The 13655-nt window shown below is 67.0% G+C and carries 12 protein-coding genes; 6 read left to right on the top strand and 6 right to left on the bottom strand.

Annotated elements, in window-relative coordinates:
• Window positions 1-350: 350 nt before the first annotated feature.
• The 4 genes from GGQ61_RS00085 (at window position 351) to GGQ61_RS00100 (ending at window position 4255) form a co-directional block, all read left to right on the top strand.
• Entirely contained in the window at window positions 351-1352 is a 1002-nt protein-coding gene (locus tag GGQ61_RS00085) for a sensor histidine kinase (protein ID WP_221220794.1), read from the top strand.
• Window positions 1349-2110 (top strand): helix-turn-helix domain-containing protein, encoded by a 762-nt coding sequence (locus GGQ61_RS22565; protein WP_183769344.1) that lies wholly within the window; start codon window positions 1349-1351, stop codon window positions 2108-2110. The genes GGQ61_RS00085 and GGQ61_RS22565 overlap by 4 nt, the downstream gene beginning before the upstream one ends.
• A gap of 114 nt (window positions 2111-2224) precedes the next feature.
• On the top strand, window positions 2225-2572 hold the full coding sequence (locus GGQ61_RS00095) for a response regulator (RefSeq protein ID WP_221220795.1): 348 nt from the start codon (window positions 2225-2227) through the stop codon (window positions 2570-2572).
• A 156-nt stretch (window positions 2573-2728) separates the two neighbouring features.
• Entirely contained in the window at window positions 2729-4255 is a 1527-nt protein-coding gene (locus GGQ61_RS00100; protein WP_183769345.1) for a sensor histidine kinase, read from the top strand.
• 37 nt (window positions 4256-4292) lie between these two features.
• Here GGQ61_RS00100 and GGQ61_RS00105 read toward each other — a convergent pair whose 3' ends face one another.
• Entirely contained in the window at window positions 4293-5720 is a 1428-nt protein-coding gene (locus GGQ61_RS00105) for a L,D-transpeptidase family protein (protein ID WP_183769346.1), read from the bottom strand.
• A 112-nt stretch (window positions 5721-5832) separates the two neighbouring features.
• On the opposite strand from GGQ61_RS00105, the gene GGQ61_RS00110 reads away from it, so the two are divergent.
• Window positions 5833-6174: a hypothetical protein gene (locus GGQ61_RS00110; protein ID WP_183769347.1), complete on the top strand. Its 342-nt coding sequence runs from the start codon at window positions 5833-5835 to the stop codon at window positions 6172-6174.
• Here GGQ61_RS00110 and GGQ61_RS00115 read toward each other — a convergent pair whose 3' ends face one another.
• The 5 genes from GGQ61_RS00115 to GGQ61_RS00135 form a co-directional block, all read right to left on the bottom strand.
• The gene (locus GGQ61_RS00115; RefSeq protein ID WP_221220796.1) at window positions 6175-6774 is read right to left on the bottom strand and encodes a hemerythrin domain-containing protein; all 600 of its coding nucleotides are present in this window, start codon (window positions 6772-6774) and stop codon (window positions 6175-6177) included.
• Between the two features lie 90 nt (window positions 6775-6864).
• Window positions 6865-8040: a hybrid sensor histidine kinase/response regulator gene (locus tag GGQ61_RS00120; RefSeq protein ID WP_183769348.1), complete on the bottom strand. Its 1176-nt coding sequence runs from the start codon at window positions 8038-8040 to the stop codon at window positions 6865-6867.
• A gap of 3 nt (window positions 8041-8043) precedes the next feature.
• Complete coding sequence (locus GGQ61_RS00125; protein WP_183769349.1) at window positions 8044-8610, bottom strand: chemotaxis protein CheB; 567 nt, start codon at window positions 8608-8610, stop codon at window positions 8044-8046.
• A complete protein-coding gene (locus GGQ61_RS00130) occupies window positions 8607-9428 on the bottom strand; it encodes a CheR family methyltransferase (RefSeq protein WP_343055957.1) in 822 nt (273 codons plus the stop codon). The genes GGQ61_RS00125 and GGQ61_RS00130 overlap by 4 nt, the downstream gene beginning before the upstream one ends.
• A gap of 2 nt (window positions 9429-9430) precedes the next feature.
• Window positions 9431-12862 carry a response regulator gene (locus GGQ61_RS00135; protein ID WP_183769350.1) on the bottom strand — a complete coding sequence of 1144 codons (3432 nt, stop codon included), beginning with the start codon at window positions 12860-12862 and terminating at the stop codon, window positions 9431-9433.
• A 284-nt stretch (window positions 12863-13146) separates the two neighbouring features.
• Here GGQ61_RS00135 and GGQ61_RS00140 point away from each other — a divergent pair, with 284 nt between their 5' ends.
• Window positions 13147-13389 carry a hypothetical protein gene (locus GGQ61_RS00140; RefSeq protein WP_183769351.1) on the top strand — a complete coding sequence of 81 codons (243 nt, stop codon included), beginning with the start codon at window positions 13147-13149 and terminating at the stop codon, window positions 13387-13389.
• Window positions 13390-13655 lie beyond the last annotated feature (266 nt).

Here is a 13655-nt window from a genome sequence, read left to right on the forward strand (position 1 = left end):
CGTTGTCTCCTTTTGGGTAGGAGCCCAACGGCCGCGGGCCGAGCGCGTTCCTGTTGCCAAGCTATAATGATAAATAAATACAGTGTACTATTATCATATGTTAATTCACGGGCGGTCGGGTGCGCGCGCGGCGCGGCGCATGGCTTGCGGCGGTGCCATGCGCGAGCCCGGCGCCTCGATCCGCGCGCGTGTCTTTCGGGTGCCGGGTTATCAAATGTGGAGATGTCCGCGCGCAAGGCGCGATAGAATGCGCCTGGTCGGCCGACCAGGCGCCGGAATGATGAGCGCAGGTCGGATTTGTCGCGCGCGACGCGCAATGGCTAGAGGGCTTGGGATTGCGTAGCAGCGCATTGAACGTAGCCAACGATTCCGTCGTGGCGGAGGCGCGGGCGGAATTGGCGATGGAAATCGCCGGACTGGGAACGTTCGAGCGCGATCTGCAATCTGGTTGGATGAGCTTTTCGGACCGGGCGAGCGAGATCTACGGGGTCGGTGCGGCCATGCCGTGGTCCGACTGGCTTCAAGGGGTGCATGTCGAAGACCGCGCTGGACTGCTGGCGCTGAAGGAACAGATCCTCGTCGACGCCAGCCTGATCGACTGCGAAGCCGCGTTCCGCTATCGGCGCCTGGACGGGGCCGAGCGCTACATCGTGAAAAGGTTCCGGGTTTTACGCGACGGCGCCGGAACGCCCGTGCTTGTCGTAGGCGTCATCGCTGACGAAACGCTCCGTAGGGCCGAGGAACTCCGCGGCGCCTGGCTTCTCGCCCAACTCCAGCATCGGATGAAGAACGTGATGGCGATGGTCCGGTCGCTCGCGCGACGGACGCTTGAGAACTCGAGCGATCTGGCCGGCTATTTCTCGCACTTCGATGGCCGCCTGAACGCGCTCGCGCGCGTCCAGAGTGCGCTGGTCCGCCGGGTCGACGAGGGATTGGACGTCGAGGAGATGGTCCGCGAGGAACTCCTTCAGGTCGCCGCGGAAGATGCTCAAGTCGATGTCAGCGGCCCAGCGGTCCGCTTGCATGGCCCGGCCGCCGAGTACATGGCGCTGACCCTTCACGAACTGGCCGTCAACGCCATGAAGTTCGGCGCGTTGGCGGTGCAGGGCGGCAAGGTGCTGGCCACCTGGGAGGTCTCACGCGAGGCGGATGGCGAACGTCTTCGGCTGAGCTGGTGCGAGAGCGGCGTCCCGGCCCTGGCGGCGAACCACACCCGCGTCGGCTTTGGCCGCCAGCTTGTGGAGCTGGGGCTTCCCTATCAGCTGGACGCCAGGACGGCCTTCAAGCTCGAGCGGGGCGGGTTGCGGTGCGAGCTGGACATCCCGCTCGCAACGGGGGAGGTGCGCGCGTGAGCCTCGTCCGGAGCCGTCCGCCCATCGCCCGCGCGGATATCGTCATCCGGCGTTTGAAGGCCATCGCCCACCTCGGCGACGACGCCGAAGCGTTGTTCGCAAGCCTTTCGGATGTCCATTCGCTCCCCGCCGGGGCCGAACTGGTCACCGAGCGCGATACGATGGAACGGCCCCGCTATCTGCTCAGCGGCTGGGCCGCCAAGGTGCGCTGGCTGCCCGACGGGCGCCGCCAAATCTTCAACTTCATGGTGCCGGGCGAGGGGCTCGGCGTCTGCATGCGTCCCAACCCGCTCGCGCTGTCGACGGTCGTGGCGCTGACGCCCCTGCAGTACGTCGACGCCGGTCCCGTGCAGCGAGCCCTTCTCAGTGACGACGACCGGTGGAACGACCTGCGCGAAGCCATTCACGTCGCTTCCAGCCTCGGCGAGGCCTACCTGCTTTCCCAGATCATGCGACTGGGCAGACAGACGGCCTATGAGCGACTGTGCCATCTGCTGCTGGAGATTCGCGACCGGCTGCTGCTCGTCGGCATGGCCAGCGAAACACATTTCGCGATGCCGATGACTCAGGAAACGCTAGCCGACGCGACGGGGCTCAGCATCGTCCATGTCAATCGCATCCTCCAGCAGCTGCGCCGCGAACGCCTCCTCGAATTGCAGGCCGGCAAGGCCCACCTTCGCGATCCCGCCGCTCTCGCGGCGATCGCCGATTACAAGGCGCCGCAGCCTTCCGAGGCGGCTCATCGATTCCGTCATTAACATGGGTGAATGCCGCCGTCCGGCTTAGGCGGCAAAGGTCCCGACGTGTGCACGGACGGCGGGGGAATTTGGCGGAATCGACAATCGGCGCTCGCCGGGCTGGCGGGGCGGCGCGTGCTCGTGGTCGAAGACGATTGGCTGTTGGCTAGCGAGATCGTCAGGCTCCTGGAATCCGCCAACTGTCGGGTGATCGGTCCGGCGCCCACTGTGGCGCTGGCGATCGCCCACATCGAGGGCGGCCAGCCTTTCGATGCGGCCCTTCTCGACATCAACCTGCAGGGCGAGCTGAGCTACGAGGTGGCCGACGTGCTGCTCGCGCGGGGCGTGCGTCTCGCCTTTGTGACCGGTTACCCCAAGACCGTGCTGCCGCGCCGATTTGACGGCATTCCGCTGTACGAGAAGCCGTTCGAGCCGCATCGCGTTCTGAGCGGCCTGCTGGCCGACGACGCCGAGCCGGCCTGAAAACGTCGTTGATCAGCCTGCGCAACCAGTTTTGAAGGCGCCGCCAACGCCTTAGCGGAACCGCCGGCGCTCGCTTAACATTGGTGAATGCGTGAGCCCTGCTCGGCGATGTCATGCTGCAGATCGGCCCTGGAGGTTTCGGTGAGCGCTCAGCAGATGGAGGGCGGCGGCGCAGCCGTCGCACCTGTTCTTCCCGCGCCCGCAGCCCGCGGTCTGGAGGCGCTTCAGGCGCTTTACGACCTGACCGACCGACTGCTGAGGGCCGTCAGCCAGGAAGACATCTTCGAGGCCGCGCTTGACGCCATGGAGCGGGGGTTAGGTTGCCCGCGGGCCTCGATCCTGCTGTTCGACGAACTGGGCGTCATGCGCTTCGTCGCGTGGCGCGGACTTTCCGACGAGTATCGCGCGGCGGTCGAGGGCCATACGCCGTGGCGGCCAGGCGAGGAGGGGGCCTTGCCGATTGCGATCGGCGACATCGAGACCTCGGGCGAAGCCGAGGAGCTCAAGGCGACGATCCGAGGCGAGGGGATCGGCTCGCTGGCCTTTGTTCCGTTGATCTCGGCAGGCGGGGTGATAGGCAAGTTCATGGTCTATCGTCCGACGCCGTACGCGTTTGGTGACGATGAAGTCCGGCTGGCCTTGACGATCGCGAGACAATTGGGCTTCGCGCTTGAGCGCTATCGGGCTCAGGAAGGCGCCCGGCGCAACGCCGAGCAGTTCGGAGCCGTCTTCGACAACATCCCGGTGATGATCAAGCTGTTCGAGCCGCAGACAGGTCGGTTGCGGCTGAACTGGGAGTTCACGCGAGCCCTTGGCTGGACAGGGTCGGAAGCCGCCTCGGTCGACCTGATGACGGAGCTCCTTCCCGACCCTGAGGTTCGCGCCCGGGTGCGCGACAACATGGACCGCTGCGAGCCGGGATGGTTCGATGTCGCCATGGTGGCGCGGGACGGGCGTCGTCTTGAGACCAGCTGGGCCAATATTCGGCTGTCCGATGGCAGTCAGGTCGGCATAGGCATCGACATCACCGAGCGAAAACAGGCCCTCGAGCGGCAACAGCTCCTCCTGCATGAGATGGACCATCGCGTCCGCAATCTCTTCAGCCTGACCAGCAGCATGGTCCGGCTCAGCGCACGCGAGCCTGGGGACCGCGCGGGGCTGGCGCGCGACTTGGAAGAGCGCCTCGCGGCCTTGGCGGCCGCCCATGCTCTGACGATGCGCAAGGACGGCGAGGGGGCGAGCGCCGCCAAGCTTCATCAGCTCATCCGCGCGATCCTCGCCCCCTATCACCGTGGGGATCAGGCGCAGCTCGAAATCGTCGGACAGGACGTGGCCCTGCGCGGCGAGGCGGGGACCTCGTTCGCCATCCTGATCTATGAGCTGGCGACCAATGCCGCGAAGTACGGGGCGCTGTCCAAAGCGGGCGGTAAGATCAGGATCGCGACCCGCCGCCGGCCTCACGTTCTGGAACTGGATTGGGAAGAGACCGGCGGGCCGCCCGTCGCCGCCACGTCCTCCGCCGGCTTCGGAAGCCGCCTCAGTCGCGCCGCTGTAGCCCAGCTGGGGGGCGATCTGCAGCAGATCTGGCGCCCCGAAGGCCTGCAGATCCGCATCTCGGTCTCGTTGGACCGGTGTCTGCCCGGCGACCGGCTCGGCGACACGGGGATCGCCGCCGCCAGTTAACCCCGTCGCGTCAGGTGCGCCGGCGCGTTCGCGCCATCTACGGCCCGGGTTCAGGCCCCCGCGCCTGGGCCCGAATCTCGTCGCCGGACGCAAATCCCAGCGCACGGGCGATCCTGGCGTTCCAGTTGTACGGGTCGGCCCGCACGATCGCCTGGCCGCTCTCGTTGAAGAGCACGGTCTGGTAGAGCAGGCGGACGGGGATGGGTTTGGGCAGGGCGACCGTCTGCTCCTCGCCTTTGGAACGCGCGCGACGCCATGCGTCGCTCACGCCTTCCTGGGCAGCGACGATGTCGGCGAAGCCCAGGGCGTCCTCGACCCGGACGCAACCATGGCTGCGCTGCCGCTGAACCTCGCTGAACAGCTGCTTGGCTGGCGTGTCGTGAAGGTAGATGGCGTGCTCGTTGGCCATGTCGAACTTCACCAGACCAAGCGAGTTGCCCGGCCCCGCGGCCTGAACGATCCAACCATCCTTCCAGGCCATGTTGTTTCGGCGAAGATAGTCTTCACCCTTGGACGCAAGTTCCCTACGCTCGATTGAGCGGGGGACGGTCCATGTCGGGTTGGCGACGAGGCGTTGGATGGGCGAGGCGAGTTGGGGCGTCGCCGTATCCGGCTCGCCGACAATGACCCTGCGGCTGTCGATGATCGCGCCGTCCCGCCAGTAGGTGAGCCGCGCCGCGGCGATGTTGACGTCGATGCGTGTGGCGGGCGGCTCGCGCTCCAGCCACCGCAGGCGTTCCATGTTGGCCGCAATTTGCCGGGCCCGCTGGCTATCGGTGAGGCTGAGCGCTTCCAGCGTCCGACCGCCGAGCACGCCGTCGGCTTCGAGGCCGTAGTCGGCCTGCATCCGGCGAACCGCTGCGACGATCGGGCCGCTATAGACAAGGCCTTGCGCCTGGCGGGGCTCCAGGTAGTCGAGGGCGACAAGTTGGGCGGCGACCGCCGGCAGACGTGGATCGGAGTTTCCCGGCTTGATCGACGCCGACGCCTGGGAGAGTTCCGGGCCGGGACCCGGCCCCTCGCGTTCCAATGCGAGATAGGCGTCAGAGAGTTTCCGGTAGTAGGCGTCCTGCGGCGCCAGGCCCTCCAACCATGCGTCGACCTTGCGCTCAGCCATGGCCTGCGCCAGTCCTCGCTTCAGGTCAGGCTCCGGGCGTGGCAGGGTGTAGACCTCGAAGAGCTTATGAGGATCGCTGGCCCCGCGCGCCAGGGCCGAGGCGTAGGCAAGAGCGGTCTTGGTCAGAGTCGCGTCGTCTTGTCCGCCCCCTGGGCTCGCGAAGGCCAGCCTGTCCAGGCCGTGCGCGCGGCGCTTGTCGATCGCGTCCGCAAGTTGCCGTGTAAGACCCGCGTCCCACGGCGGCGTCCCCAGCGTCTGGCCGCCAGATCGGTTTGGAGGCGCCTTGGCGTTGCAGCCTAAGAGGGCGAGCGACAAAACAAGCGGGGCGACGAACTGAGCTGGGCGCACGCAAAACTCCTACTGGACAGCGTCAACGCCCAAAGCGGCGCTTGTGCTCCATCTGCGGGGCGACTTGCAGACCTGGGGGCGGGGTCCCCATCTAGAGCTCAAGGAGCCGCCGATGATCTCGCCTGCCGTCTTGGGATATCTGCTTGGACTGTTCGCAGTGGGCGCAGTCGCGTTCATCGTCGGACTGCGCCTGGGCGTGCGGTCGACGGCCCGTCCCCAACCTTCCGAAGATGAGCAGGTCGCCGCAGCGTTTGGCGTGCTGCGCCGGCATTTCGAGCGGTGCGCTCTAGCCGAGCTGGAGTCCTCGGGGGCCCCGCTTTGGTCTCCTGACCCCGCGCGCGTCGCCGACCTCAGTCACGGCCTTGAGCGCGATGTCCCCGCGTTGGTGGGGCGCAATGCGGCCGTGGTGCGCCGTTCTCCAAAAGAACCGCGGACCTACCGCCGCTTACTGTAATCAGCTGAGCTTGATCTTTCGCTCGATTTCGGCGCTGGCCTTCTCAGCCTTCTTGCGTCGCTCGAAGACGCTCCGCATGTGCCTCAGGTCGCTGTCGCTCAGCTGCTCTTCGGCGGCCACGAACTGCTCCTGCTCCTCTTCGCGGATATGATGGAGGTACTCGGCCTTGAGGCCGGCGAACCGTCGCAGCCACCCGGGCGATGACATGTCGCGTGCGGCGAGATCGGCCAGCATGTCGTCGATCTCCTTGTGCTCGGCGATGGCGTGCCGCGCAAAGTCGGTCGTCTGAGGATCTCGCAGCACGCTCGACCACAGGGCCTGCTCCTCTGCCGCAGCATGAGCTTTCAGCTCTCGGACGAGCTCCTCGAAGAGTTTCTGACGCTGCTCAGATGCGCCCTGTGTTTCTTCTATCATCGCCAGCAGGGCGCGGTGACGGTCATGGTCTTCGACCAGGCGCCCGAAGACGTCCGGATCGCCGCGGAAAGTCGTCTTGGGGGTGCTGCCGAGGCGGGCGGGGATATCTGGCGCGAGGGCCTTGGCCTTGGCCACTGCGGAGGCCTTGGCCTGCGCATCCGTCATCCTGCTGTTCGCCTGCGCCATCCACGCGCCCTTTCCACATGCCGCCCGCCAGAGCCGGGCTGGTGGAGCTTACGCAGGCGGGGACCAAAGGTTCCGGCAGGCGAATGCGCTTCAGCCGGCGAGGCTTGGCGCCCGGTCCGCCGCCAGTGGCAGGACGAGCGTGAAGCGGGTCTCGTGCCCACAGGAGGACGCGCTCAGCTGGCCGCCGTGCGCCTTGGCGATTTCCGAAGCGATGTGCAGACCAAGCCCGAGCCCTCCCTGGCTCGGCTGAACCTCGCCGCGCACGAAGGGGTGGAAGAGGCGCTTCATCACCGCCGGCGGAATTGGTTCGCCGCTGTTGGCGACTGACAGCGTCAGCTGCTCCCCGGCGATCGCCGCGCGCAGCCGAACGGGCGAATGCTCGGCGCCATAGGCCAGGGCGTTCGCCAGCAGGTTCGAGACCAGCTGGCTGAGCCGGCCCGGGTCGACCGCCGCTCGGGCCGGAAGGTGAAAATCGCACTCGATCAGGCGGTCGGGATGGCTCGTTTCGAGCTCCGCGACGACTTGGCGTAGGATGGGTTCGAGATCGTGATCCTGGCGTTCGACGGCGATGCCGCCTCCAAGCCGCCCTCTTGCGAAATCCATGACGTCGTCAATCAGGCCCGCCATACGGTCGGTGCTCGCTTCCATGAGCCGGATGATGTTCTGCCCCTTGTCGCTCAGCGGCTCCTTGCGCAGCAGCCGAGCCGCGCCGCCGATCGAGGCGAGGGGATTGCGCAGGTCGTGACCGAGCACCGCAATGAATTGCTCGCGCAGCCGCGCCGTCTCCTGTTCGTGAACGAGTTGGCGGCGCGTCAGCTGCTCCATGGCCTCCAGCGCCTTGGCGTGCGCCTGGAGTTGATCGCGCTGTTCGGCCAGCTGCTGGCGCTGGCGGTGGAGTTCGAAGAATACGTTGGCCTTGCTGCGCAGGACGTCGGCTTCGATGGGCTTCTGGATGAAATCGACGGCCCCGGCCTCGTAGCCGCGAAAGCGCCGCCGTCCGTCAGCGCTGCCCGCCGTGAGGAAGATGATCGGGACATGGCGCGCGCGCGCAGCGCCGCGCATGAATTCGGCGAGTTGGAAGCCGTCCATGTGCGGCATCTGGACATCGACCAAGGCCAGGGCGAAGTCGTGGACGAGAAGAAGCTCCAGCGCCTCCTCGCCTGAGCGGGCCGAGAGACACTCGAGCCCGTCGCGCCGCAGCAGGGCTTCCAGCGAGATGAGGTTCTCGTCCAGGTCGTCGACCAGCAGGAACTTGACGGGCTGCATGAGCTATCTGCTCCCCATGGCGATCAGAATGGATGCAAGTTCGGCCAGCCTAGCCGATCGGGCGGACGGGCACGCCTTGAGCGCTGCGAGCGGCATGGTCGCCACATGGGCGTGGTCTGGGTCTTCCACAAACGCCACGCCGCCGGCCTCGGCGACAGCCTTGAGGCCGGCCGCGCCGTCGGAGCTGGCGCCGGTCAGAACCACCCCCGCAAGTCCTGGCCCGTACGCGTCCGCGGCGCTCTCGAAAAGGACGTCGATCGACGGGCGCGAATGCAGCACGGGCGGGTCGTCCGAGAGCCCGAGCGTGCGGTCCTGCTCAACCAGAAGGTGATAGTCGGCGGGGGCGAAGTAGATCGTTCCGCCCTCGACCGGTTCCTTGTCTTCGGCTTCACGCACCGGCAGGCGGCACTTGGCTTCGAACAGCGGCACCAGCGCGTTCGTGCGGGCCGGCGGAACGTGCACCACGATCAGGACCGGCAGCGCGAAGTCCTCCGGCAGCGCCGGCAGGATGGCCGAAAGCGCCTCCACGGCGCCCGCCGACGCGCCCATGACGATAGCCTGCGGGATCATGCGTCACGCCTCTGATAGATCTTCTCTTCGGGCACGAACGGCGCAAAGGCGTCGGCATGGGACGAGAACCGCAGGCTTTCCTTTGATCCCAGCCCGAGAAAGCCCTTGCGCGTCAACGCATCGCGAAAAAGGCCGGTAGCGCGGTCCTGGAACTCCCGATCGAAGTAGATCAGCACGTTGCGGCAGGAGATCAGCTGCATCTCGGCGAACACCGCATCGGTGACCAGGCTGTGGTCGGAGAAAACCACACGATCACGCAGCGACTGGTCGAGGACGGCGTTGCCGTAGTCGGCGCTGTAGTAGTCTGACAGCGACGACTTGCCGCCAGATTCCCGGTGGTTGGCGGTGAACGCCTTGATGCGCTCGAGGCTGTAGACGCCGCGCGAGGCGGTCGCGAGCGCCTCTGGGTTGATGTCCGTCGCATAAAAGAGCGTCCGCGCCTCAAGACCCTCCTCACGGAACAGGATGACGAAGGAATAGAGCTCCTCGCCGCCGCTGCAGCCGGCGATCCAGACCTTGAGCGACGGATAGGTGCGCAGATGCGGGATGACCTTCTCGCGCAGCGCTCGCCAGTAGCTCGGATCGCGGAACATCTCGCTCACCTGGACGGTCAGATAGTCCAGCAGCTGCGGCAGCACTGCAGGATCGTGCAGCGCGCCGTCCTGCAGAGCTGAAAAGCTGGGATATCCCAGCTGCTTCAGGGCCTGGCGCAGGCGGCGCTTGATGGAGGCGCGCGAATAGTGCCGGAAGTCGTAGTGGTACCGGCGGTAGAGCGCCTCGAGCAGCAGCTCGATCTCGATGTCCTCGACTCGGGTCACGCCTACCTCGGCATCCAGACGCGGACGAGCGAGAGCAGCTTGTCGACATCCAGCGGCTTGGCCATGTAGTCGCTCGCGCCGGCCTGCACGCAGCGCTCCTGGTCGTCGGGCATCGCCTTGGCGGTCAGCGCCACGATCGGCAGCTTGGCCCACCGCGGGTTCTTCCGGATTTCCCGGGTCGCGGTCAGCCCATCCATCACCGGCATCATGACGTCCATCAGCACGAGGTCGATGCCGCCCGGCCCGTCCTTTGACGCTTCGAGGGCGGCGATCGCTTCCTCGCCGTTGCGGGCGATCTCGATGACCGCGCCGCGCGGCTCGAGGATGTTCGAGAGCGAGTAGATGTTCCGCACATCGTCCTCGACGATCAGGATTCGGCGCCCTTCGAGCACTGCGTCGCGGTTGCGCGCCTTGCGCAGCATCTTGCGTTGCTCCGGCGGCAGCTTGGACACTACCTGGTGCAAGAACAGCGAGACCTCGTCCAGCAGCCGCTCCGGCGACTTGGCGCCCTTGATGATGATCGAGTGCGAATAGCGGCGCAGTTGCTGCTCGTCATCGGGCGACAGGTCGTGGCCCGTATAGACGATCACCGGCGGGAACGATCCGCCCTGGCTGCTCAGCGTCTCCAGCAGGGCGAAGCCCGACGCGTCCGGCAGCGACAGGTCCAGAACCATGCAGTCGAAGGTCTCCTGCTTGAGACGCTCCAGGCATTCGGCGGCGGTGCCGACGCCGACCGTCTCGACGTCGCCCGCGGCGAGCAGGCGGCTCACCGCCTCGCGCTGCACCTCGTCGTCTTCGACGATCAGCACCCGGCGCACCGTCCGCGTGAGCTGAGCTTCCAGTGACTGCAGAACCTGCGCCAGTTCCTCGCGCTTCACCGGCTTGACGAGGTAACCGACGGCGCCGAGCGACAGCGCGGTCTGGGCGTGGTCGGAGGCGGACACCACGTGAACCGGGATGTGACGAGTCTCGTCGTCGCGTTTGAGCTGGTCCAGAACCGTCAGGCCAGATTGGTCGGGCAGGCCGACGTCCAGCACCACGGCGCTAGGCTTGAAGCGCTTGGCGAGATCCAGCGCTTCCACCGCGGTGCGGGCGATCAGGGCCTGGAAGCCCAGATCACGAGACAGGTCGCGGACGATGGCGGCGAACGGGCCGTCGTCCTCGATGATCAGCAGGCTGCGCCGCCCCGGAACCAGTCCGTCGCGGTCGTCGATGGGCGCCTGCTGCGGCCTGGCTTGCGAGGGGACGGGGCGGGGCGCCGGCGCCGGCGCTGGGGCAGGGCTCGCCACAGGCGGAGCCGGGCGCGGCGCGACCAGGGACGGATCGTAGGCGACGGGGACCACCAGCGTGAAGGTGCTGCCTTGTCCTTCAGTGCTGGTCACCGAGATCGTGCCGCCCAGCAGCCTGGCCAGCTCGGTCGAGATCGATAGTCCGAGGCCCGTGCCGCCGTACCTGCGGCTGATGGTGCCGTCCGCCTGGTGGAAGGCCTGGAAGATGCTGGCCTGCTGGTCCTTGGCGATGCCGATCCCGGTGTCGGTCACCGAGAACGCCACCCGGTCGTCGTCGACCGGCGCGATCGTCAGGCTGACGGCGCCGGCCTCGGTGAACTTGAAGGCGTTCGACAGCAGGTTCTTGAGGATTTGCTCGAGCCGTTGGCGGTCGGTCTCCAGGCTGGCCGGACCACCGGCGTCGACGTCGATCTCGAAGGCGAGGCCCCGCTCGGCGGCGATCGGACTGAACAGCTGGTCCAGACCGGCGGCCAGGCTCGCCAGCGCCATGGGCTCGGGGCGGATCTGCAGGTGGCCGGCTTCGATCTTGGACAGGTCGAGGATGTCGTTGATCAGCGTCAGCAGGTCGTCGCCGGACGACTGTATGGTCCGCGCGAACTTGACTTGTTCCTCGGTGAGGTTGCCGTCGGGATTGTCGCCGAGCAGCTTCGAAAGGATCAGCAGCGAGTTGAGCGGCGTGCGCAGCTCGTGGGACATGTTGGCCAGGAAGTCGGATTTGTAGCGGCTGGCCTGTTCCAGTTCACGCGCCTTGAGCTCGACCGTGGCGTTGAACTGGGCGAGGTCGTCCCGCTGCGTCTCCAGCTGTTGGGCCTGCTCTTCGAGCTGGGTGTTGGTCTGCTCGAGCTCGACCTGCTGCTGCTCGAGCCGGACCTGCGATTCCTTCAGGGCTCGGCCCTGTTCCTCGAGCTCCTCGTTGGACACGCGGAGCTCCTCGCTCTGCACCTGCAGTTCTTCGGCCTGTCTCTGGGTCTCGGCGAGCAGGGCGCGGAGTTCGCTGCGGTACTGGGCCGAGCGCATGGCCACCCCGATCGCCGGGGCCGCCTTTTCGAGCAGTTCCAGGACCTGCGGGTCCACGGGATTGAGGAAGCCCAGCTCCATGACGCCGGCTACGGCTCCCTCGGCCAGCAGCGGCACGATCAGCAGGTGCGCAGGCTTCGATCGGCCCAGGGCCGAGCCGATGGTCAGGTAGCCGTCCGGAACGTCGCGGACCAGGACCGCCGCGCCGGTGTCGACGACGCGCCCGAGGAGGCCCTCGCGCGCGGCGAACCGCTCGGTTATCGCCGCGTCGGGCGGAACGCCGAACTTGGCGGCCAGCCGATAGTCGCCGTCGTCGCCGGCGAAGATGGCGCCGGCCTGGGCCCCGACGTAGCGGGCATAGAAGTCGAGCACCCCGTCGCCGAGTTCGGTCAGGGACAGGTCGCCCAGCATGGCGGTGGCGGCGCCGGCCTGGCCGGTCCGCTGCCAGTCTTCTCGTGCCCGGGCCTTGGTCGCGCGCCGGACCAGCATGCCGACCACCAGCGTCAGGACTAGCCCGAGCACGCACGACAGGATGCTGCTGATCCAGGCGGTGCGATAGGCGGCTTCCATTTCGGCAAGCCGCATCGACCGCTGACGGATCTCCTCCTGCTGCATGGCGTCGAGCTGCGCGCGGATGGCGTCCATGACCGCCTTGCCGCGGCCCGCTTCGACCACGGCGGCGGCTGCGTCGCGGCCCTCGCTGCGCCGCAGGGCGATCGTCTGTTCCAGCTCCAAGAGCTTGGCGTCGACGTTCCGGCGCAGCGAGCCGACCCGGCTTTGCTGGACGGGATTGTCCCGCGCTTCGTCCGCGATGGCTTCCAGGCGTGGGGGAATGGCCGCGACGGCGTCGTTGTAAGGGTCGAGATACCGCTCGTCGCCGGTCATGACGAAGCCGCGCTGGCCAGTCTCGGCGTCCTGCAACGCCAAGAGCAGCCGGCTGAACGACATGATGACGGTGTGGGTGCGCACCACCTGCTCGTTGTTGTCGCGCAGCATCTGGACGTTGAAGAACGCGACCGCACCGCTGATCAGGAAGAACATCAGCGCCGCGACGAGGCCGATGGTTGTCCAGACCTCCGCGCGTCGTGCGACGGGCGTGGAGTTAACGGGCAAGGACGCAGCCGCCATTCGTATTCCTTGTAGAAGATCCGGACGCCACGACCCCGAGGCTCAGCCGCAGTTACAGGTCACAGGCGCAATCCGATACCTCGTTTGTTAATGCGGGCGAGTTCGACGCACCGCCATGCTCGTCCCGGCCGTGAGTTCGCTGCGGCCGAACGAACGAAGCTTCGCTGATGCGGGCGAGGTGCGGGGGTGCCGTAGGCGGCTGTTGTCCGCCCGGGATCACATCACGGTGAACCTTTTTCGCCGACGCGGTTTCTCTACGGGCTTGGAACATGGAGAAGACTAGAATGCGCAATCTCACGATCATCGCCGCCGGGGCCGCCGCGCTGCTGGTGAGCGCCTGCAACAGTCCGCAGGACAAGGTGGCCGAGCAGAAGGCCGACGCCCTCGAGGCGCAGGCCGCGGCGACGCCTAACGAGGCCCAGGAAAAGGCGCTCAACGCCGAAGCCGACCGGATCGAGCAGCAAGCGGGCAACGCCGACGGCGGGGCGACCACCGCCAACACGCCCGACACCAGCCCGTCGAAGTAGGCACGGCAGTGGCGGCCAGTCCCTCGCGGGTTGGCCGTCATGTCTCTCTTGAGCACTTTGATCCTGCGCAACAGCTCCCCGACTCCGCCATGGCACGAATGTGCTCGGATTTGGAGGAGTCGCCATGCGCAAGGTCGTTATTCTCGTTTCCGCTTTGCTTCTCGCTGGGCCGGCTTTCGCCCAGACGGATCGCGCGCCTCAAGCTGCGCCCCCGAAGGCCGAGCGGCCGGACCCAACGCCAACGCCCGAAATGTGCAGCGCCCTGA

It is taken from the genome of Phenylobacterium haematophilum (assembly GCF_014196295.1).
GTDB lineage: Bacteria > Pseudomonadota > Alphaproteobacteria > Caulobacterales > Caulobacteraceae > Phenylobacterium > Phenylobacterium haematophilum.